18 protein-coding genes are annotated in these 19,233 nt (G+C 52.8%); 15 read left to right on the top strand and 3 right to left on the bottom strand.

What is annotated here, in order from left to right:
- The first annotated feature begins 27 nt into the window (after window positions 1-27).
- The 14 genes from BO74_RS11620 to BO74_RS11555 all read left to right on the top strand — a co-directional run bounded on the left by BO74_RS11620 (window position 28) and on the right by BO74_RS11555 (window position 16,318).
- Window positions 28-954 carry a dihydrodipicolinate synthase family protein gene (locus tag BO74_RS11620; protein ID WP_496442519.1) on the top strand — a complete coding sequence of 309 codons (927 nt, stop codon included), beginning with the start codon at window positions 28-30 and terminating at the stop codon, window positions 952-954.
- A 78-nt stretch (window positions 955-1,032) separates the two neighbouring features.
- Complete coding sequence (locus tag BO74_RS11615) at window positions 1,033-2,016, top strand: tripartite tricarboxylate transporter substrate binding protein (protein WP_496442518.1); 984 nt, start codon at window positions 1,033-1,035, stop codon at window positions 2,014-2,016.
- Window positions 2,017-2,099: 83 nt separating this feature from the next.
- A complete protein-coding gene (locus tag BO74_RS11610; protein WP_496442516.1) occupies window positions 2,100-2,540 on the top strand; it encodes a tripartite tricarboxylate transporter TctB family protein in 441 nt (146 codons plus the stop codon).
- 13 nt (window positions 2,541-2,553) lie between these two features.
- The gene (locus BO74_RS11605; RefSeq protein ID WP_496442514.1) at window positions 2,554-4,056 is read left to right on the top strand and encodes a tripartite tricarboxylate transporter permease; all 1,503 of its coding nucleotides are present in this window, start codon (window positions 2,554-2,556) and stop codon (window positions 4,054-4,056) included.
- A 41-nt stretch (window positions 4,057-4,097) separates the two neighbouring features.
- Complete coding sequence (locus tag BO74_RS11600; protein WP_496442512.1) at window positions 4,098-5,090, top strand: sialic acid TRAP transporter substrate-binding protein SiaP; 993 nt, start codon at window positions 4,098-4,100, stop codon at window positions 5,088-5,090.
- 75 nt (window positions 5,091-5,165) lie between these two features.
- Entirely contained in the window at window positions 5,166-5,651 is a 486-nt protein-coding gene (locus BO74_RS11595; protein ID WP_496442510.1) for a TRAP transporter small permease, read from the top strand.
- Window positions 5,648-6,919 carry a TRAP transporter large permease gene (locus BO74_RS11590; protein ID WP_496442508.1) on the top strand — a complete coding sequence of 424 codons (1,272 nt, stop codon included), beginning with the start codon at window positions 5,648-5,650 and terminating at the stop codon, window positions 6,917-6,919. Before BO74_RS11595 ends, BO74_RS11590 begins: the two co-directional genes overlap by 4 nt.
- Window positions 6,920-7,019: 100 nt before the next feature.
- Window positions 7,020-7,931, top strand: a complete 912-nt coding sequence (rbsK, locus tag BO74_RS11585; protein WP_496442506.1) for a ribokinase — start codon at window positions 7,020-7,022, stop codon at window positions 7,929-7,931.
- 59 nt (window positions 7,932-7,990) lie between these two features.
- Window positions 7,991-8,746, top strand: a complete 756-nt coding sequence (locus BO74_RS11580; RefSeq protein WP_496442504.1) for an SDR family NAD(P)-dependent oxidoreductase — start codon at window positions 7,991-7,993, stop codon at window positions 8,744-8,746.
- A gap of 513 nt (window positions 8,747-9,259) precedes the next feature.
- On the top strand, window positions 9,260-10,156 hold the full coding sequence (locus BO74_RS11575; RefSeq protein WP_496442502.1) for a dihydrodipicolinate synthase family protein: 897 nt from the start codon (window positions 9,260-9,262) through the stop codon (window positions 10,154-10,156).
- Window positions 10,157-10,310: 154 nt separating this feature from the next.
- Window positions 10,311-11,318, top strand: coding sequence for a TRAP transporter substrate-binding protein (locus BO74_RS11570; protein WP_496442500.1), 1,008 nt, complete (start codon window positions 10,311-10,313; stop codon window positions 11,316-11,318).
- A gap of 137 nt (window positions 11,319-11,455) precedes the next feature.
- Window positions 11,456-11,977, top strand: a complete 522-nt coding sequence (locus tag BO74_RS11565; protein WP_496442498.1) for a TRAP transporter small permease — start codon at window positions 11,456-11,458, stop codon at window positions 11,975-11,977.
- A gap of 27 nt (window positions 11,978-12,004) precedes the next feature.
- Window positions 12,005-13,288, top strand: coding sequence for a TRAP transporter large permease (locus BO74_RS11560; RefSeq protein WP_496442496.1), 1,284 nt, complete (start codon window positions 12,005-12,007; stop codon window positions 13,286-13,288).
- A 60-nt stretch (window positions 13,289-13,348) separates the two neighbouring features.
- Window positions 13,349-16,318, top strand: coding sequence for an FAD-binding and (Fe-S)-binding domain-containing protein (locus tag BO74_RS11555; protein WP_496442495.1), 2,970 nt, complete (start codon window positions 13,349-13,351; stop codon window positions 16,316-16,318).
- A gap of 100 nt (window positions 16,319-16,418) precedes the next feature.
- On the opposite strand, the gene BO74_RS11550 is transcribed toward BO74_RS11555, so the two are convergent.
- A complete protein-coding gene (locus tag BO74_RS11550; RefSeq protein ID WP_496442494.1) occupies window positions 16,419-17,120 on the bottom strand; it encodes a GntR family transcriptional regulator in 702 nt (233 codons plus the stop codon).
- A 144-nt stretch (window positions 17,121-17,264) separates the two neighbouring features.
- Between BO74_RS11550 and BO74_RS11545 the strand changes: the two genes are divergently transcribed.
- Window positions 17,265-17,849, top strand: coding sequence for a GGDEF domain-containing protein (locus BO74_RS11545; RefSeq protein WP_496442493.1), 585 nt, complete (start codon window positions 17,265-17,267; stop codon window positions 17,847-17,849).
- A gap of 15 nt (window positions 17,850-17,864) precedes the next feature.
- Here BO74_RS11545 and BO74_RS11540 read toward each other — a convergent pair whose 3' ends face one another.
- The gene (locus BO74_RS11540) at window positions 17,865-18,221 is read right to left on the bottom strand and encodes a nucleotide pyrophosphohydrolase (protein WP_496442491.1); all 357 of its coding nucleotides are present in this window, start codon (window positions 18,219-18,221) and stop codon (window positions 17,865-17,867) included.
- 10 nt (window positions 18,222-18,231) lie between these two features.
- Window positions 18,232-19,212: an HpcH/HpaI aldolase/citrate lyase family protein gene (locus BO74_RS11535; RefSeq protein ID WP_496442490.1), complete on the bottom strand. Its 981-nt coding sequence runs from the start codon at window positions 19,210-19,212 to the stop codon at window positions 18,232-18,234.
- Between the last annotated feature and the right edge of the window lie 21 nt (window positions 19,213-19,233).

The raw sequence follows: 19,233 nt of genomic DNA, 5'->3' as shown, positions 1-19,233 counted from the left end.
ACTTCTAACCACCAAGGAGATCGTGAAATGAAGCAACCTCGCGGCATCATCCCTGCAATGCTATCTGTGTTTCAAGACGATGGAAGCGTAGATATTGCGGGCACGAAGGCCTATGCAGAATGGCTGATAAAGAAGGGCGTCCACGGCCTTTCCCCCTGCGGAAGTACCGGCGAGGGGGCTGCGATGAGCGACGATGAGAGGCTTCAGGTTATCAAGGCGACAGTCGAGCAAGCCAACGGACGGGTTCCGGTTTACGCCGGCATCATCCATTATTCGACCAAGTTGGCCGTCAAACTCGCACAAGGTGCCATGGATGCAGGATGCGACGGCCTGATGGTGCTTCTGCCCTACTATTACAAGCCCACGATCCCCGATGCGGTCGATCATCTTCGGGCGGTATCGAAGGCTATCAAACAGCCCATCATGGTCTACAACAATCCCTGGTTTGCTGGCTTCGAGTTGCCACCGGCACTTGTCAAGCAACTTGCTGATGAAGGGGTCGTCAATTCCATCAAGGCCGCGCACGGCGATCCGATGCGGGTCAATTACCTCAAGTATCTCTGCGGTGACCAGGTGACTGCCCTTTACGGCCATGACTATTCCCCGTTGGAGGCGTTCTGCGTCGGTGGTGACGGGTGGCTTTCCGGGCTGCCGAATATTGTTCCCGACTTGGCCGTTGAGTTGTTCAATGCGGCGACGGTTGAGAAAGATCTCATCAAAGCCCAAAAGATCTGGGCGCGGATGCAACCGATTGCCTACTACTTCATGTACGAGCGTGTTGGCGACAACGCATCACCGCACTGGCTTGCGGTGTTTAAGGAAGCGTTGCGTTTGATGGGCGAAGATTTTGGTCTGCCCAGACTACCGACCAAGCCGATGTCCGATGCGGATCGAGCGGTTCTGCAACGCTATCTCTATCAGGTCTACCCTGATCTTGTAGAGGCGCCTGAATAGTGTCGATAAATGCCAATTGTATAAATGGCATCGCAGGTTTTCTGCGATTCCGTGTTGAACTCGATCAAGGAGGATGTGATGAATAAAAGTGGAAAAAGAGCAGCTATTGCAGCAATGATGGTCTCGATGGGGCTGTCCCTCGCAGTCAGCACCAGCGCCACCGCTCAGCCGGCTGCCCTTCCAGATGGAAACGTGAATTTCATTATTCCAGTGGCGGCAGGAGGTGGAACAGACAGCACATTTCGCGCGTTAGCCGAGGCGACAAAACAGCACCTCGGAAAAACCATTGTGGTTGTCAACCTACCTGGCGCAGGAGGCACTATCGGGTTTTCGCAGGCGATGTCTAAGCCGGCAAACGGCCTGAATATCAATTCCTATACAGTAGAAATTTTCACCCTTCCGATCTTCCAGAAGGCTCCGTTCTCTGGAAAAGACTTCAGGCCTATCATCCTTGTCAACGAAGATCCTGCATGCTTGGTTGTCTCTGCAGAATCAAAATTGGGCTCGCTTGATGAATTCATCGCAGCAGCCAAGAAAGCTCCTGGGAAAATCAGTGTAGGCAATTCTGGCTTCGGAAATATTTGGCATATTTCGGCTTCTGCATTTGCCAAGAAAGCGGGGATAGAGCTTCGTCAAATTCCCTATGACGGTGCTGCACCGACGGTTCAGGCGGTGCTCGGCGGGCATATCGAAGCATTCGTCGCTAGCCCTCCAGAAGTGGCCTCTCAGGTCGAAGCGGGGAAACTTAGAATCCTCGCCGTAATGTCCGACAAGCGGGTAGCCAAATTCCCGGATGTGCCTACGCTTAAGGAAAAGGGCATTGATTTGAGCATAGGCACATGGCGGGCAATAGGTGCGCCAACGGCAACGCCTGATACAGCGGTGAGTGCCCTGCATGATGCCTTTGCCAAGGGAATGCAGGAGAAATCATTTGTGGACTTTATGAATGGACGAGGTTTAACCATTCGTTATATGAATACGAAAGATATTACCGACTTCGTTGCACGCGAGACACCTTTCTACGAAGCTCTCGCAACGGAAATCAAAGCGTCTAAAAAGTAGTAGTTGCATTCCCGGCCTTGTGAAGGAATAAAGGGGGAAGCGGTCACTTTTCGCTTCCCTCTTATAGAAAAAGAGAGGGTGAAATGCAGCGACTCAGCGGGAGATGTGTATTTGTTGTAATTGTCATGCTGGCGGCGCTGGCAATGGGGGTTGATAGTGCAGTCAATTTCCCTGAAGGATATGGTGAGCCGGGCCCATCCCTATTCCCGTTACTAATATCGGCTTCAGTTTTGATTCTTGGAGCATGGTTTGTTGTAACGGACTTCAAACAAAAAAATACTAGACGCTCTTCCTCCCAGTCCTTCGGGAGAGTTCATGTTCTTCTGCTCACAGCGTTACTTGCTTATTTGTTCGGAATGCCTTGGGTCGGGTTCGTCCCGGCCACACTTCTACTCCTAACAGCGCTAGGGCTGCTTTTTGGCTTCTCTGGGTTGTGGCGGCCGATCATATTGTCGCTACTAACAACGTCAGGTTTGTATCTCGTGTTCTTCATTCTTCTCAAAGTGCCTTTAGATACGATTTAATTGGCGGTCAAATATGCACAATATCTTTGACGGGCTTGTCGCAGTATTCCACGGTTGGAACTTCTTGGCGATTGTTCTGGGTACGCTAGGAGGATTAGTGGTCGGGTCAGTGCCCGGACTCACTTCGACAATGGCAATGGCTATTCTCGCGCCTCTAACGTTTGGCTTCGAGGCTATTCCCGCGATTTGTATGCTGATGGGAATTTACATTGGTGGCATCGCTGGTGGATCAATAGCAGCAGTCAGTCTGAACATTCCCGGAACACCGGCGTCCGCAGCTACCTGCATCGATGGGTTCTATTTATGCAAGCAAGGAGAAGGACAGAAAGCATTGGTTGTCTCCCTAGGGGCATCGGCCTTTGGAACAATTTTTAGCGGGATCGTGCTTGTGACGATGGCGCCGATGATTGCCTCAATAGGATTGAAATTCGGAGCACCCGAATATTTTGCCTTGGGGATTTTGGGGCTTGCCATAATAATTTCCGTGTCGGGAGAATTCCTGCTCAATGGAATCATTTCCGCGTTGCTTGGATTTATGCTCTCCGTGGTCGGAATTGACGCGATTTCGGGTTATTCGCGCTTCACGTTAGAAACAACCCACCTTTCTGGCGGCTTCTCTTACATCGCAGTTCTGATAGGGCTATACGGCCTTGCCGAGACATTTGATGTTATCGGAACCACAAGACTTACGGCGCAGGTTCAAACGCTCAGCTCAAAATCCAGAGTTTCATTACGCGAGTGGCTCCGTTTGCTTCCCACCATGATTCGTTCATCCTGCATTGGCACAGTTGTCGGCGCCTTGCCCGGAGCAGGCGCAGATATCGCGTCCTGGGCCAGTTATGACACTGCAACTCGCTTGGCCGGAAAGGGCGATAAATTCGGCAAGGGAGAGCTCAAAGGGATTGCTGCATCAGAAGCGGCAAATAATGCAGACGTCGGAGGGGCTCTAATCCCGATGACTACTTTTGGGATCCCTGGCGATGGCCAAACAGCCATGTTAATTGGCTTTCTGATGATTCATGGCTTGGATCCTGGACCAATGCTTATGCAAAAAAGTCCCGACTTGGTGTGGTCCATGTTCGCCGCTGTTCCCGTAGCAAGCGTAGCAATGCTTCTGTTGGGACTTGTTTTATCAAAACCGATAATTCGCCTTGTCAATCAGCCAATGGAAGTTATTTATCCCTGCATCATCATGTTCTGTATCGTTGGGACATTTGCGATCAGCAATAGTCTCTTCGATGTTTACGTCATGATCGCAATGGGGGTGGTCGGCTATTTCATGCGTCGTTATGGCTTTCCTGTCCCGCCGTTAATGCTTGCATTAATCCTCGCGCCGATGATTGAGACCAATCTCCGCAGAGGGCTCCTTACCTACGATAACGACATAACAATGTTCTTCCAGCGGCCTATATTTTTAGGAATTATTTCGCTGGGGGCTGTATTGATCGGCAGCACGATGTGGTTCAGGAAGAAGAAAATTCCGGAAGTGCCAGAAATTGAGGCTTCCAATTCCTAACGCTGTGAATCTTGGTGGGTCATTTATAAAAGGGGAAAACCATGCAACGAATTTCTTTACGTAAATCGGCAGTAGTCTTATCCCTGTTCGCAGGCTTGATTCCGGCGTTTTCCGTGAATGCGGCAAGTGCTGTTACATTAAAGCTTGCCCACTTATACAACGCCGACCATCCTTATACGCCAGCAATAAAGAAGTTTGCCGAAGAGGTAAAAACACTATCGCAAGGTCGGTTGGTCATCAAAGACTATCCGTCAGGACAACTTGGTAGCGAGAAAGATACATGCGATGCCGTCAGCATGGATACCATCGATATGGCAATCATTGGCCCAGGGGAACTTGCGAAGCGTCACAAGCCAATCTTCATTTTTGATGGTCCGTATGTGTTTCGGGATGTTGACCATCTCCTAAAAACCGTTGCGTCCCCTGTCGGACAGGAGATGTGGAATGCGCTCGCGACGAGTTCCAACATCCGAGTGCTCAATGCATTTTATTATGGCAAGAAGCACATTACTACGGCCAAGAAGGCAGTTCGTAGCCCGGCGGATATGAAGGGGCTCAAGTTCCGCGTCATTGACTCCCCGATGAACGTCGCGATTGCAAAGGCGTTTGGTGCGAGTCCTGTTCCGATGGCATTCTCTGAGCTCTATCTCAGCTTGCAACAAGGAGTCGTTGATGGGCAGGAAAATCCAATTCCCACCATCATTAGCCAGAAATTCTATGAAGTTCAGAAGTATTTGATCCTCTCGGGGGCGATTACGCAGGCTGCACCGATGGCGATCTCCGAGAAAAAATATAAGGCGCTGCCGGCTGATCTCCGGAAAATCCTGACGGATTCTCTGAACAAGATGATCGTGAACGTGAATAACGAGATCATTGCCAGCGAAAAGAATCAGATTGAGTTTTTGAAAGGAAAGGGGATGGAGGTAGTTGAGCCTGATCATGGAGCATTTAAGGAGGCTGCCAAGGTAGTCATTGAGCAGTTTGAGCCTCAATGGGGAAGTGGTCTCTATGAAAAAATCCAGAATGTGAAATAGCCTCTCTGCGCTATCTCATCAGTCGTCAGCAATTAATGCGGATTTTTTCTTTCGCGGCAAAAAATTTGAGGGGCTATGAAGCGAGTTATTGATCGAATTGAAGAAATCATCGTCATTTTTCTGCTTTGCGTTATGACGTTGATTCTCTCCCTTCAAGTTTTTTGCCGATTTGTGTTGGACTTGCCCCTTACTTGGAGTGAAGAAGCTGCCCGATATCTTTTCGTGTGGATAACGTTCATTGGCGCAGGTTATGGGGTGAAGCACCACTATCACATCGAGATGGAAGCTGTTGTCAGGCTTTTCCCCAAAAAATCAAAGGTAATAACGCAAGTAATAACAAACAGCATTTGTATCGCCGCATTTAGCTACATCATCCCAGACTCACTGAAATTCGTCGCCAATCAAGGCCAGATCAGCTCGTCAGCGATGGGGATATCTATGGGGCTTGTTTTTGCATGTATTCCCATCGGGGTTGCAATTCTGGTTGTCCGCTTGGTGATCGACACGGTCCATGTCGTCAGGGGGACTGAGCATAGAAATGGAGAGGTAGTGATCGAATGAGCATCTTGCTTGGTACCTTTATCCTGCTCATGGTGTTAAAAACACCTGTCTCGTTTTCTCTTTTCGTAAGCTCGGTCGTTTATCTCGTAGCCAATGACATGCCGGTCATCATTGCCGTGCAGCGCATGGCAGCTGGCCCGGATTCTTTTCCGCTACTTGCCGTTCCCGGATTCATCCTGGCGGGCGCGATTATGAATACGGCCGGCATTACCGAGCGCTTGTTTTTTTTCGCGAACAAGTGCGTAGGTCATATCACCGGCGGGTTAGGTCACGCCAACATACTAGCGAGCATTATTTTTGCGGGGATGTCGGGCACAGCCATCGCAGATGCGGCAGGTCTTGGAGCTGTTGAGCTTAAAGCAATGAAAGACCGAGGGTTCGATGACGATTTTAGCTTGGCTGTTACAGGGGCATCATCGACTATCGGACCGATCATTCCGCCAAGTGTTCCGGCTGTGTTATTCGGTGTTGTTGCCAGCGTCTCGATTGGCCGACTCTTCGCGGGTGGCTTTATCCCTGGGGTGATAATGGGCGCGGCTATCAGCGCACTAGTGTACCTCCAGGCTAAAAAGCGCGGGTACCCGAAGGACCCCAAACCCACCACAAATGAATTGTGGCAAGCGTTTAAGTATGCATTTTTCCCCCTTGTTACGCCGGTCATTATTATCGGCGGAATCCTCGCAGGTGTATTCACTCCTACCGAGGCAGCATTTATCACAGTCATCTACTCGATCTTCCTGGGTTTTGCTTACAGATCGATAACGCCAAAAGCGCTCATCGGATTCGTAAGAGAGACAGCGAACACCACCATTTCAGTCATGTTCATTGTTGCAAGCTCGGCAATCTTTGGGTGGATTTTGGCGAGCGAACAAATGCCACAAAAACTGTCGGAACTGTTTCTTGTGTCATTCCCCAACAAATATGTCGCGTTGTTTGTCATCAACGTCTTGTTGCTGATCGCCGGAAGCTTCATGGAGACGATCGCTGCAATAACTATACTGACCCCGGTTCTATTGCCAGTGGTTGTCGGCTTTGGCGTCGATCCAGTTCATTTCGGAATCATCATGATTTTGAATTTGATGATCGGCTTGCTTACACCACCGGTTGGAATGGTGCTGTATGTCTTGGCAGCTGTTTCACGAGTTCCCTTTGAAAAAATCGCCAATGCAGTTATTCCATATGTCGTGGTTCTCGTCACAGTCCTCTTCATTTTGACTTATGTGCCTTTTTTTGTGCTGTGGCTGCCCAACTTGATGTTCGGGGCTTAAATCGGACACGAATTTTGTTTAGTTCACCCATAACGTCTCCGGCGCTGAGAAAGTGAGCGTGAATAGGAGAAAACCTAAACCGAAATCGAGGTTAGCGACAATGAACGTATTAGTCGTTGGAAGTATCAATATGGACTTGGTGTCCAATGCGGAGCGTTTCCCTTCACCTGGAGAAACTGTACTCGGTAGCTCGTTTTGTACTTTCCCTGGAGGAAAGGGTGCCAATCAGGCGGTGGCAGCTGCACGTCTTGGGGCTAATGTCACGATGATCGGCTGTGTTGGTGACGACCCATTTGGCACTGAACTTGTCACGATATTGCAGAAAGAGGGTATTGATACTCGGTATATTCAGATCGCTCGAGGTGTTTCATCGGGCGTTGCAACGATCACGCTAAATCAATCGGAAAATTCGATTGTTGTAATCCCGGGGGCGAATCACATGCTTTCCCCAACGCATCTTGAATCCACGCGCGAAGCATTTCGTACGGCTGATGTGGTTCTTTGTCAGCTTGAAATTCCATTACCGACAGTGGAAGCTGCTGCGGAAATTGCCGCGGAATTCGGTAAGCCATTTTTGCTAAATCCCGCACCAGCGAGTCATCTTCCCCGATCACTGCTCGAGAAGATCACATTGCTTACGCCAAATGAGCATGAATTGGGCTTGGTTTTCGGGCAACCATTAGCCTCTTGGAAAGAAATTCTCATTAGAAATCCGCGTCGAATTCTTATGACACACGGCGCGGAAGGCGCATGGTTTGCCGATGCTGAAGGAAATCTGGTTCATCAGCCTGCATTTTCCGTTGAGGCTGTTGATACTACCGGTGCCGGCGATACCTTTAATGGGGCGTTGGCCGCGTTTTGGGGGAAAGATCTGTCAGAACTCGCATTTTTTGCCTGTAGCGCGGGAGCTCTCTCTGTTCTGCAAAAAGGGGCGCAAAGCGGAATGCCTACTCGGGAGAGGCTAAAGAGTTTCTTGAGCGGAAAAGCGTATACGCAGGCTGACTCAGTTTGAGGGCCTTGTAGCATACCGTTAAGATAAGAGCGTCATCAGCGCGGAATTGGGCAACAGACATGTCAAAAAGTCCTTTTCATGAAAGAGTTGTTGTTGTCACAGGCGGAGCCTCCGGAATAGGTCGCTCGATCGCTGAGTGTTTCGATGCAGAAGGAGCAAAAGTCTCCATTCTCGATTGTTGCTTGCGTGGAGCCCCCGACAGCGTTGGATCCTACGAGTGTGATGTTAGGTTTGACGATCAAGTAGAAAGAGCGATACGAGCAATCGGAGAAGGACACGGTCGCATTGACATACTGGTGAACAACGCGGGAGTCAGTTATCCAGCTACTGTTGAAGAAGGCCCTCTTTCTGATTGGAAGAATGTTATTGACGTAAACGTGCTTGGTTATGTGAGAGCAACTCGAGCGGCTTTGCCTTACTTGCGCCTTGCTGAACATGCGGCAATTATTAATATTTCGTCCTGCACTGCGACTACTGGGTTACGTCGGCGTGTGGTCTATTCCGCAACAAAAGGGGCCATTGAGGCGATGTCGCGAGCCATGGCCGCCGACCTTGTGCACGAAGGTGTCCGCGTGAACTGTGTTGCTCCCGGAACAGTTGATATGCCACTAATCAGAGAATTGATCGGAAAGTCGCGCAATCCAGAAGCACAACGGCAAGTCTATAACGACCGGCAACCGACTGGATTCATGTTGACTGCTGATGAAGTCGCAAGGGCAGTGCTCTATTTGGCTGACCCTCGCTCTCGATCCACAGTAGGCTCCGTCCTTACTGTTGATGGAGGCATGTCTTCGATGAGGCTGTATAGCTCCTGAGAAAGATGCGGTCGCGACGCATAGTCGCGCCTTTGAAAGGTGTGTGCCGGATTCGGTGCAAACGGTAGCCATCGATTCGCTGAGATAAACAGCGGCTGGTGTCTCATCGCCTCGGAGGGAGGCAGTCACCATCTTCATGGTACTGATACGGCTAGGTAACACATCGCTTTTCTCATTTTTTTCTGCTCCCGCTTGCCGGCAACTTGAGTGGGCCAATGAAGCAATTTCACCGACCCCACTGATTTCTACCCGCATAGATGACATCCAACATGTTGCACGTTGACATTCCGGGTTGCCGTGTTATATTTACCAACATGTTGCATCTGATCATGTTACATATGATCATGTTACATAGACGGTCTGGTGGTTCCGCCTGTTGTTGGTTTGTCCTTAATGATTGATGGGCCATGAAGTCGTTGGCTCTTTGCGCCCAGTGATCAAGAGGAATGGCCTACCTGAGGTGGCTCCCAGAAAATTCAATGAGACGAAGAGATGAACCAAGGAGACGAAACGATGAAACATGCTTCCGGCCTGATGCCTGCCTGCATGACGATCTGGAACGAAGATCAGAGCTACAGCAAGCCGAAAATGGAGAAATATCTGCGCTGGTTGATTGAGCAGGGAGCTCAAAACCTGTCTATTTGCGGTAGCACTGGCGAAAACATTGCCATGAACCCGGACGAGCAAAAGGAGATCATCGCCCACGTTCTCAAGTTCATCGACGGTGAAGTGCCGATTTACTGCGGCACGGGCTTTTATGCAACCAAGGCTACCATCGAGATGAGCCGCTTTGCCCAGGAACACGGCGCAGCCGGTGTGATGGTCATTCTGCCGTTCTACCTGAACCCTCACAAAAAGGCCGTCTTGAACCACTTCCGTGAGTTGCGCGCGAATCTGGAAATTCCCATCATGGTCTACAACAACCCGTGGTTCGCGGGTTATGAGCTAACCCCGCTCGAAGTCAAGGCCCTGAAGGACGAAGGCGTGATCCAAGCCATCAAGGCTGCGCATGGCGATGCCAACCGCGTGCATGAGTTGCGCTTCCACTGCGGAGACGATCTCGACATCTTCTACGGCCATGACTATGCCGCTATGGAAGGCATGCTGGCCGGCGCGAATGGCTGGCTCAGCGGATTCCCGGCCGTCTTGCCAAAGGCCTGCCGCACGCTGATGGACATCTGCATTACCGAGAAAAATGTTGATAAAGCGCGCGCGCAACAGGCGAAGATGCAGCCTTACATCGACTATTTCTTCTATGACAAGGAAAACGGCGTGCCGCACTGGCAGGAAATCTGCAAATACACGCTGACGGCCCAAGGGCTTGACGTCGGCCTGCCGCGCCATCCGCTTGGCGAGCTTGATGTAGCCAACAAGAAAAAAGTCGACAGACTTCTCGCCGAATTGTTATAGCCAACAGCCCCGGCATGGCGGCGCATCATGGCGCCGCCATGCCGGGCTAATCGAACGGAAGTCCTGTAGCGGAAAGATCATGATTCGGGTTTTATGAGTAATGCGCAACCGGGAAAAGAAGTCATCCCGGGACTATGACAAAATGGAGGGAATTATGACGTTTCTTAGAAAAACTTCGCATGCAATGCTTACGCTTGTTGCCGCGACAGCGGTCTTTTTCGCCGGACAGGCGGATGCCAAGACCATCAAGGTCGGCACAGGCATTTCCGAGCAACATTACCAATACAAGGCTCTAAGCAAGTTCAAGGAATACGTAGAGGACAAGACGAAAGGGGGCATAAAGGTCGAGATTTTCCCAAACGCGATGCTTGGCAGCGATCTTGAAGTACTTGAGGCCATTAAACTCGGTACCGTTCATATGAACGTGCCGACTCCTTCGGTCCTAGGTAACTTCGTCAAAGAATTCCGCCTGCCGGATCTGCCCTATGTCTTCCCGAACGATAAGGTTTCTGCCGAAGTCGCACGCGGCCCGTGGGCACGCAAGCTTTTGGATATGCTCGACCCGGTCGGTATCCACGGTCTGGCCGTCGGAAATTTCGGCGTGCGCCATCTGACCAACCGCGTCCGGCCGATTACATCGCTTGAGGATCTGAAGGGGTTGAAAATCCGCACCATGCAGAATCCTGTCATTCTAGACGTGTTCCGCGCGCTCGGCACCAACCCGACTCCGATGGGTTTCGGGGAGGTTTTCTCCGCTCTTCAGACCGGCACCATTGACGGCCAAGAGAATCCCTATGCGACGATTTTGTTATCCCGTTTCTACGAAGTGCAGAAACATCTGTCCAACAGCGGACACATGCATTCGTGGGATGTCCTCGTCATCGGAAAACGCTTTTACGACTCTTTGAGCAAGGAAGAGCAGAGCATTGTGTCCGAAGGGGCGCGCATCTTTGCCGAATACGAGCATGAAGCCTCTGCCAAGAGCGAAAAGGAAGCTCTTGCCAAGCTGGTCGAAACCGGCATCACCTATACCGAAATTTCCCCTGAGAACCGAGCCAAAATGCGCGCGGCGGCCCTCCCCGTCATCGAAAAGCATGGCAAGGCAATTTCCGAAAAACTGTACGCCGAGCTGATCGCGGAAATCGCGAAGGTATCCAAGTAGTCTGAAGGCCTGCCACCGGGCGTGGAGCGGGACAGAACCGTCCTTGCCTCGCCCGGATTTTTGTCTGGTCTTGTGGGCAAAAACAGCAACAGGGTAGAGCATCGTCAAGTGATTAAGGCATCACTGCGGAGGCTCTGATGGCAGCCAAAGGGAGGTCAAGATTCATGTTGCGAAAAATACTTCATCACTCCGAGAAGTTCGAGGAGGTTGTGAGCGTCGTCCTGTTTTCGATACTCGTCATCCTTTGTTTCATGCAGGTCTTGTTTCGCTTTGCCATCAATTTCTCCCTCGCCTGGACAGAGGAGTTGGCAAATTACGACTTCATCTTGCTCGTCTACATATCGTGCAGCTTGTGCATTGTTAAGGGCGCGCACGTCCGAGTGGAGATCATCGATCTCTTCATCCGAGGGCTGCCGAAATATCTTCTGAATCAGAGCATCGACGTTATCTGGACCGCGTTTACCTTCCTGGTCGGCTGGTACTCCGTGGAAATTGCCAAAGATGCCATCCTAATCGGCAAGACCACACCGGCGCTCGATTGGCCCTACGGGTGGGTCTATAGCGTCATTCCGTTTACCTTCGGACTCATGACTCTGCGCCTGGTGCAGCGAATGTGGACTCGCCATCAGCTATGGGCGGCCAAGAGGGAACACATTTAGAAATACACAAACGAAGAGGGGTTCAAGATGAGCGGCACCGCTGTAATGTTCGCGTCCTTTTTCTGCCTGCTGTTCCTGGGGATGCCGATCGCCATCACCATCGGGGTGTCGACCGGCCTTGCGCTGATCGTCAGTGATATTCCTTTAAACTTTCTGTCGCAAATCGCCTTTTCCGCGCTCGACGGTTTCGTCTTTCTCGCCATTCCACTGTTCATCATGGCCGGATACATCATGGAGGTCGGCGGACTGTCGCAACGGCTCGTCGATTTTGCCTCCAGTCTGGTCGGCCGGGTTACGGGCGGCCTTGCGGTGGTCAATGTGCTGGCGTGCATGTTTTTCGCCTCGATTTCCGGTTCATCACCGGCCACCGTCGCCGCCATTGGCACGATGATGATTCCATCCATGATCAAGCGGGGTTACAGCGCGGAATTTTCGGGCGGTCTCACTGCATGCGCTGGATCACTGGGAATCATGATCCCCCCCTCGATTCCGATGATCATCTACGCGGTCAGCGCCAATCTTTCGATCGGCCAGATGTTCGTGGCCGGCATCATGCCGGGAATACTGATTGGCGCGGGACTCATCTCTGTCGCCGTCTTCATTTCCCTGAAACGCGGCTACCATGGTTCCGATCAGCCCTTCTCATGGCAACGGGTGGCGAAAACCGCTTGGGCCGGAAAATGGGCGCTATTGATGCCATTCATCGTATTGGGTGGAATCTATTCGGGCGTCTTTACACCGACCGAGGCCGCGTGCGTCACGGTGATCTACTCCCTAATCGTCAGCTTGTTCATTTATCGCGACATGACGATCAAGGATCTTTATGAGATCACCGTGCGTTCGGCCATGACAACCGGGTCGGTAATGATCATCCTCGGCTTCGCCATGGCCTTTGCTCGTTTCCTTACCATCGCCCAAATCCCTAACCAGATTGCTGAAGCGATCTTGCATATCACCAACAACGCTACAGTGATCATGCTCTTCTTCGTCGCGATGATTACCATCACCGGCATGTTCATGGACACCACTGCGCAGATCCTGATCTATACACCGCTCCTGCTGCCCGTATTGGTAAAACTGGGAGTCAATCCGTACCATTTCGGCATCATCCTGGTGGTTGGCACGGAACTTGGGCTCATCACGCCACCCGTCGGCGTGAATACATTCATCGCGAAATCCATTAGCGGTACCAGACTCATCGATCTGACCCTATCTATTCTTCCCTTTGTGGGCAGCATGTTGTTTGTTCAGGTTCTGATGGTTTTTCTTCCCGACATCATCTTGTGGCTACCCAAGCTTCTTTATCGCTGAGGAGCACTGGTGAGACAAGCCGATGAACGTTCAAGAAATACAAGACAAGGAACAAACGAGATGATCCCGCAACCGCCAGGATTTCCGACAGAGACGCCTTTCCTCCTCGAAGAACTGGACGGAATGATCGAGGGGGTAGTCCGCACCGACGACAAAAGCCGCGTCATCTTTGCTAGCGACGCGTCGGCCTATCAGGAATTCCCGCTGGGAGTGGTTACACCAGCCAACAGGGAAGATATCGTCGCTATCGTGCGTTTCTGCAAGGCTCATGGACTGCCGGTGATTCCGAGGGGGGCGGGCACTTCCCTGGCTGGTCAGGTCGTCGGTCGGGGGCTGGTTCTTGATATGCGCAAGTTCGATCGCATCTTGGACTTCAACCAGCAGGAGAAGTGGGTCACGGTTGAGCCAAGCGTCATCCGAAAATCCCTCAACGATTGGCTTGCGCCACACGGCCTGTTGTTCGGTCCGGAGACTAGCACGGCAGACCGCGCGGTCATCGGTGGGATGATCGGAAACAATTCGTGCGGCATGCATTCGCTGGTCTGGGGATCGACTCGGGATCACCTGCTCGCTTGCCGGGCTGTGCTCGCGGACGGCAGTCTGGCCCATTTTAAAGCCCTGTCCAGCAACGAATTCCATGCGCGGAGAAAGGTGGATTCTCTTGAGGGGCGACTTTATCAGACCCTGTTCGACGAGTTGAGCGATCCTCAGGTGCGTGCAGAGATCGAGGCTGGCTATCCAAAGCCGTCAATTCGTCGCCGCAACAATGGCTATGCGCTTGACCTTCTTCTCCGCTCCAACGTCTTCACGCCTGACGGACCGGACTTCAATATGTGCAAGCTTATTGCCGGATCGGAGGGCACACTCTGTGTTGTGACCGAGGCCACGCTCAATCTGGTGGAGCCGCTGCCGCCGATTGTTGGCTGTGTGGCGATGCACTTTCATGATTCCATCGAGTCGCTCAAGGCCACCTTGGTGGCCTTGAGGTACGGACCGACGGCGGCCGAACTGATCGGCTCCTTCCATGTCCAGCAGGCCATAGCCAACAACAAGGTCAATAAATTCAACACGGTTGCTCGATGCAGCCAGTGGATCGATGGTGAGCCCGAATCAATTATTGTTGTCGAATTTTCAGAAAACAGTCGTGAGGAAATTGAGACCAAGGCTGCTGCGATGACCGCTGAGCTCAAGGAGCTGGGCATGGGCTACAGTTGGCCACTGTTCCTCGGCGACGACGTGGAAAAAATCTGGACGCTGCGCCGTTCCCTTGGCGGCATCAACAGCTCGAAACCTGGCGATATCAAGCCCTTCGAGGCGATTGAGGACTGCGCAGTAGATGTCGAGGATCAGCCGGATTACGTGTCCCAGCTTGAGCAGATGCTACACCGGGAAGGTGTCCAATTTACCCACTCGGCTCATGCGGGAGATGGCGAGTTGCATACCATCTTGTTTGTCAATCACAAGACCCGAGAAGGCATCGGTTCCGTACGTCGTGTGCTGGAGAATGTCGCGAAGCTGGTCAAGCAGTACCGAGGCTCGCTGTCGGGAGAGCATGGAGACGGACGGCTGCGTGCGGAGTTCGTGCCGCAAATACTGGGTGAGAAGAGCTATGCCCTGTGCAAACGAATCAAACACGCCTTCGATGAGGACGGAATTTTCAATCCTAACAAGATCGTAGACGCTCCGCCCATGGACGTCTCCCTGCGCTACACACCCGGCGTGGAGACGCCTCAGCCAGATACCTATTTCAATTGGGAGCGCGATCTGGGGTTTATGAGCGCGATCGAACGATGCAGCGGCATTGGCGAATGCAAGAAGATCAACTCCGGCCTTATGTGTCCAAGCTACCAGGCGACGCGGGAGGAGCAAGACTCCACTCGCGCGCGGGCCAACGTTCTGCGCGAATTCCTGACCAAATCGGAAAAAGCCAACCGTTTCGATCATCAGGAAATCAAGGATATTCTCGATCTCTGCCTTTCCTGCAAGGGTTGCAAGAGCGAATGTCCTGCCGGCGTTGACATGGCGCGGATGAAGGCGGAGTTCATGCAACACTATTATGATCTCCACCGTCCCCGCTTGCGCGTTCGGCTGATCGCCTACTTCGCTTCGCTGATGCGGCTGGCCGTACCGGTGGCTCCCTTGTTTAACAAGGTTATGGCCATCCCGCTTCTAGCCTCTCCCTTCAAGCAGCTGGTGGGGTTCTCCAGAGCACGATCCATTCCAGAAGTCTGTCGCCTGACTTTTTCCCGCTGGTTTGCCGCCAACCATGTTTCCCCGACCAACGCGCGGCGCAAGGTACATTTCTTTTGTGACGAATTTACCGACCTCAACGACGTCCACATCGGTGTGGCGGCGGTCAGTCTCCTAGCTCGCCTAGGCTATGAGGTCGTATTGTTGCGCAACATGGAAAGCGGGCGTTCATCCATTTCCCAAGGGTTCGTGAAACGAGCGGCCGTGTTCGCTCGTGAGAACGTCGCCGCCTTTTCCTCCCAGATCAGTGAAGATGCGCCGATGATTGCCGTTGAGCCTTCGACCATCGCCTGTTTCAAGGACGAATATCCCGATTTGGTGGATAGCTCGTTGCGGGGACAGGCGCGGGAATTGGCCAGAAACAGTTTGATGTTCGAAGAATTCATCACCCGCGAGATGGATTTGGGATTCATCACTGCCGACATGTTCACCGACGAGACACGCGAGGTCATGGTGCACGTGCATTGCCACCAAAAATCCCTGTCCTCGGGCGACCTCGTTGTCCGTGCCCTGTCTCTGCCGCGCAACTACAAAGTCAAGCAGATACCCAGCGGATGCTGTGGCATGGCCGGAGCGTTTGGCTACGAAGCGGAGCATTACGCGTTGTCCATGCGCATTGGCGAGCAGGTTCTGTTTCCAGCGGTGCGGTCGTTTGACGAGACGGCCATTATCGCCGCCTCGGGCACCAGTTGCCGCCATCAAATCAAGGATGGTACGAGCCGGAAGGCCCTGCACACCGCAGAAATTCTGTACCGCGCCTTAAAAGACACAGGAACTTGATACTGCGCTATCGATACCCATGAAACTCATTGTAGAGGCTGAGAACGAGATCCTAGAATACAAATGGTGCGTCCCTGGGTAGGGGGCGCGGCGTGCAGCGTTATTGGTAATCTTTCACCGTATCGCTCCGATCGATCGATTCGATGATCTCTTGTTCGACTTCCGAAATGTGTGTTTGGAGCATGCACACCGCATCTTCGAGCCGACCTTCGGAAAGAGACTTGATAATCCCATGATGTCTGTCGATCGCCAGGTCGATATAAGTCTTGTAATACGTTTTCGTACGGAACAGTTCGATCTGGTTCCGGATCGAGTCGTAATACGCTGCCATTTGGCCGTTATCTGCATGCTTGGGAAACGTCAAGTGAAAAGCATGGTCGTATTCAAGGAATGCCTCGAAGCTGATCTTGTTGTCAGAGGTGGCTGATTTCTCGATCATGGAGTCGATGTTGGCGAGATCAGCAAGTAGCTTCCCCTTGTTCTTCTCGTATGCCAGCCGGCACATCGTGGTCTCGAGCATCAGGCGGATTTCAGTGACCTCCTTGATATCCTCCTTGGTCGGGATGCGTACAAAGCTGCCGACATTGGGGATGATTTGCACCAGTTGCTCCATTGCCAGCCGCTCGATGGCCTTGATTACCGGAGAACGGCTAATGCCGTAGGTTTCGGCCAGATTGATCACGTTCAAGCGTTCGCCCCAGCCTAGTTTACCTGTCAGGATGTCCTGTTTGATCCGTTTGTAGCATTCGTCGGTGAGGGAACCAACCTGGATCTTGTTTGTGTTGTCCAGCGGGTTGTTCATCGCTGATCTCCGTTGCAGTCCTGAAGTGAGTGTGGTTATGAAAGTGAGTCGTTTCTGAAGCTGTTGGTTGCTCGCCACGGGCAGGCAGTTCTGTGATGTTTTTCTCTAGGGTTCTTCCTGACGGTATTTTATCAAACACCCATCATGTTGGATGTTGATGAGTGCAGCCGTCATAAGATGGATGCCGATCTCGAACAAGAGCTTCAACGCTCAGTGCGATACAAGAGTGTGTTTTCGGTTCTGTTATTTGACATTGAGTGGTTTAAACAAATCAACGACACCTACGGTCACCCGACTGGAGATGCCGTACTTAGAGAACTCGCGCAGTTAGTCAGAGCTAATTTGCGCGTGACAGAAATTCCGTGCAGGTGGGGAGGAAAAGAGTTTCTTGTGTTATGTCCTGAGACTCGTCTGGAAGAAGCCAGGGCGCTTGGAATCAGATTCCGTTCATTAGTCGAAAAGCACCAGTTTGCAGTAGATAGACGCGCTACGATCAGCGTTGGCGTTACGGAATTTACGGGCACTGAAAAAATCGTCGAGTTGATCAAGCGTGTGGATGAGAACCTCTATGCTGCCAAACATAGCGGCAGAAACACCGTTATAACGGGTTGGAGAAGGCCGACGAGGTTCGCTCGTATAGTGCGGCATCCGGTTCAATGGCGGCGATCTGGCCGTGGCGGATTTCCGCACATGGCCGGGCGGTTTCTGCGCAACTGGGTGGTTGGCTGAGATGAAAAGCCGCAGTCATTCCGGCAGTTCGTTGTATTTCGCGCTCGACCCGAAGCACTTGTCCGCCGGATATTTCAGCGCGTTCTTTTCCAGTTTGCGCTCCGCAGCCTCGATCAGATTGATTCCGGCCTTTTCGGCGATCAACAGCAGGTAGAGCAGGACGTCGGCGCATTCGTCGCGTAGCGCTTCCATCCTGTCGTCGTCCCGCAACATGGTGTCGATCTCCGTGTCGCCCTTCCATTGCGTCAGTTCGAGGAGTTCAGACGCTTCCAGGTTGAGCGAGACGATCAGGTTGCGCAGGGTGTGGAACTGCGCCCAGTCGCGCTCGTCGCGAAACGCCATCAGCGCCCGGGTCAGTGCCTGGAGATCCATTCTTCGCCCTTCAGAAGAAGCGCTGCAGTGCCTCGGCCGGCAGGGGCATTCCCGTCGCGTGGGCGCGTGCGAGGAGTTCCCAGTAGTAGCGGTACGAGGCTCGGTCGTGCAGCAGGCCTTCGTGCGCGATCGGGGCCCAGTCCTTGTCCTGTGCCGCGGTAACGATGGCGACCGCTTTTTCCACTTCCGAGAAGTCGGGGCGCATGGCTTCGACGATCGGCACGATCTGGTTGGGGTGGATGCTCCACATGCGCAGGTAGCCGAATTCGTTGCGCGCACGCCGGGCGTCGTTGCGGATCACGTCGAGATCCTTGAGTTCCGTCGTGACGTTGTGCGTCGGCACGACGCCGTTGGCCAGCGCCGCCGTGGTGATCTCGCACTTGGCGCGGGCGACCAGCGGGTGGTCGAACTGGCCGGGGCTCTTCATGGCCGCGCCGGGGATGGCGCCGTGATGGCCGGAGACGAAATCCATCAGGCCGAAATCGAGCGACTCGACGCCGGGTGTTGCCGCGATCTCCCAGACCTCGTGCAGTGCGCCGAGCGTTTCGATCAGGACATGGACCGGGATTGGCCGTTGCAGCCCGTTTTTCGCCTCGACTTCGCGCAGGAAGCCGATCTGTGCTTGCACGTCGGCAACGCCGCGCGGCTTGGGCAGGGTGATGAAGGGCAGCCGTGAACCGGCGATGGCGACGATGATTTCGATGTCCTGTTGCCAGTGCGGGTGGGTGAAATCGTGTACCCGGATGGCCACGCGCCCGTGCCGGTTGTCCGCGCTCATGACGATGCCGGCGGCCATCTCGGCGTGCTCGCGTTCGGCGCCGGCGTGCGCGCCGTCCTCGCAATCGCAGGTGATGTCGAAGATCGGCCCCAGTTCGTTCTGCAACTGGAGCGCCTTTTTCATCAGCTTCTCCGATCCGGCGTAGTGGTCGACGGCGGGCAGGATGGGAAAGGGTTTTTCGCCGGGGAAGAGAACGTCGCTAGGGTGTCGCATGGCAGGTATCCGAACGGGCAA

It is taken from the genome of Propionivibrio pelophilus DSM 12018 (assembly GCF_059569095.1).
Note: the sequence above shows the minus strand (reverse complement) of the source record. Positions and strands in the feature narration are given on the sequence as shown.

What these genes read in the sequence shown, in the direction of transcription:
- BO74_RS11620 (WP_496442519.1), top strand. Translation starts at nt 28, where the DNA reads ATGAAGCAACCTCGCGGCATCATCCCTGCAATGCTATCTGTGTTTCAA.
- BO74_RS11615 (WP_496442518.1), top strand. Translation starts at nt 1,033, where the DNA reads ATGAATAAAAGTGGAAAAAGAGCAGCTATTGCAGCAATGATGGTCTCG.
- BO74_RS11610 (WP_496442516.1), top strand. Translation starts at nt 2,100, where the DNA reads ATGCAGCGACTCAGCGGGAGATGTGTATTTGTTGTAATTGTCATGCTG.
- BO74_RS11605 (WP_496442514.1), top strand. Translation starts at nt 2,554, where the DNA reads ATGCACAATATCTTTGACGGGCTTGTCGCAGTATTCCACGGTTGGAAC.
- BO74_RS11600 (WP_496442512.1), top strand. Translation starts at nt 4,098, where the DNA reads ATGCAACGAATTTCTTTACGTAAATCGGCAGTAGTCTTATCCCTGTTC.
- BO74_RS11595 (WP_496442510.1), top strand. Translation starts at nt 5,166, where the DNA reads ATGAAGCGAGTTATTGATCGAATTGAAGAAATCATCGTCATTTTTCTG.
- BO74_RS11590 (WP_496442508.1), top strand. Translation starts at nt 5,648, where the DNA reads ATGAGCATCTTGCTTGGTACCTTTATCCTGCTCATGGTGTTAAAAACA.
- rbsK (WP_496442506.1), top strand. Translation starts at nt 7,020, where the DNA reads ATGAACGTATTAGTCGTTGGAAGTATCAATATGGACTTGGTGTCCAAT.
- BO74_RS11580 (WP_496442504.1), top strand. Translation starts at nt 7,991, where the DNA reads ATGTCAAAAAGTCCTTTTCATGAAAGAGTTGTTGTTGTCACAGGCGGA.
- BO74_RS11575 (WP_496442502.1), top strand. Translation starts at nt 9,260, where the DNA reads ATGAAACATGCTTCCGGCCTGATGCCTGCCTGCATGACGATCTGGAAC.
- BO74_RS11570 (WP_496442500.1), top strand. Translation starts at nt 10,311, where the DNA reads ATGACGTTTCTTAGAAAAACTTCGCATGCAATGCTTACGCTTGTTGCC.
- BO74_RS11565 (WP_496442498.1), top strand. Translation starts at nt 11,456, where the DNA reads ATGGCAGCCAAAGGGAGGTCAAGATTCATGTTGCGAAAAATACTTCAT.
- BO74_RS11560 (WP_496442496.1), top strand. Translation starts at nt 12,005, where the DNA reads ATGAGCGGCACCGCTGTAATGTTCGCGTCCTTTTTCTGCCTGCTGTTC.
- BO74_RS11555 (WP_496442495.1), top strand. Translation starts at nt 13,349, where the DNA reads ATGATCCCGCAACCGCCAGGATTTCCGACAGAGACGCCTTTCCTCCTC.
- BO74_RS11550 (WP_496442494.1), bottom strand. Translation starts at nt 17,120, where the DNA reads ATGAACAACCCGCTGGACAACACAAACAAGATCCAGGTTGGTTCCCTC.
- BO74_RS11545 (WP_496442493.1), top strand. Translation starts at nt 17,265, where the DNA reads ATGTTGGATGTTGATGAGTGCAGCCGTCATAAGATGGATGCCGATCTC.
- BO74_RS11540 (WP_496442491.1), bottom strand. Translation starts at nt 18,221, where the DNA reads ATGGATCTCCAGGCACTGACCCGGGCGCTGATGGCGTTTCGCGACGAG.
- BO74_RS11535 (WP_496442490.1), bottom strand. Translation starts at nt 19,212, where the DNA reads ATGCGACACCCTAGCGACGTTCTCTTCCCCGGCGAAAAACCCTTTCCC.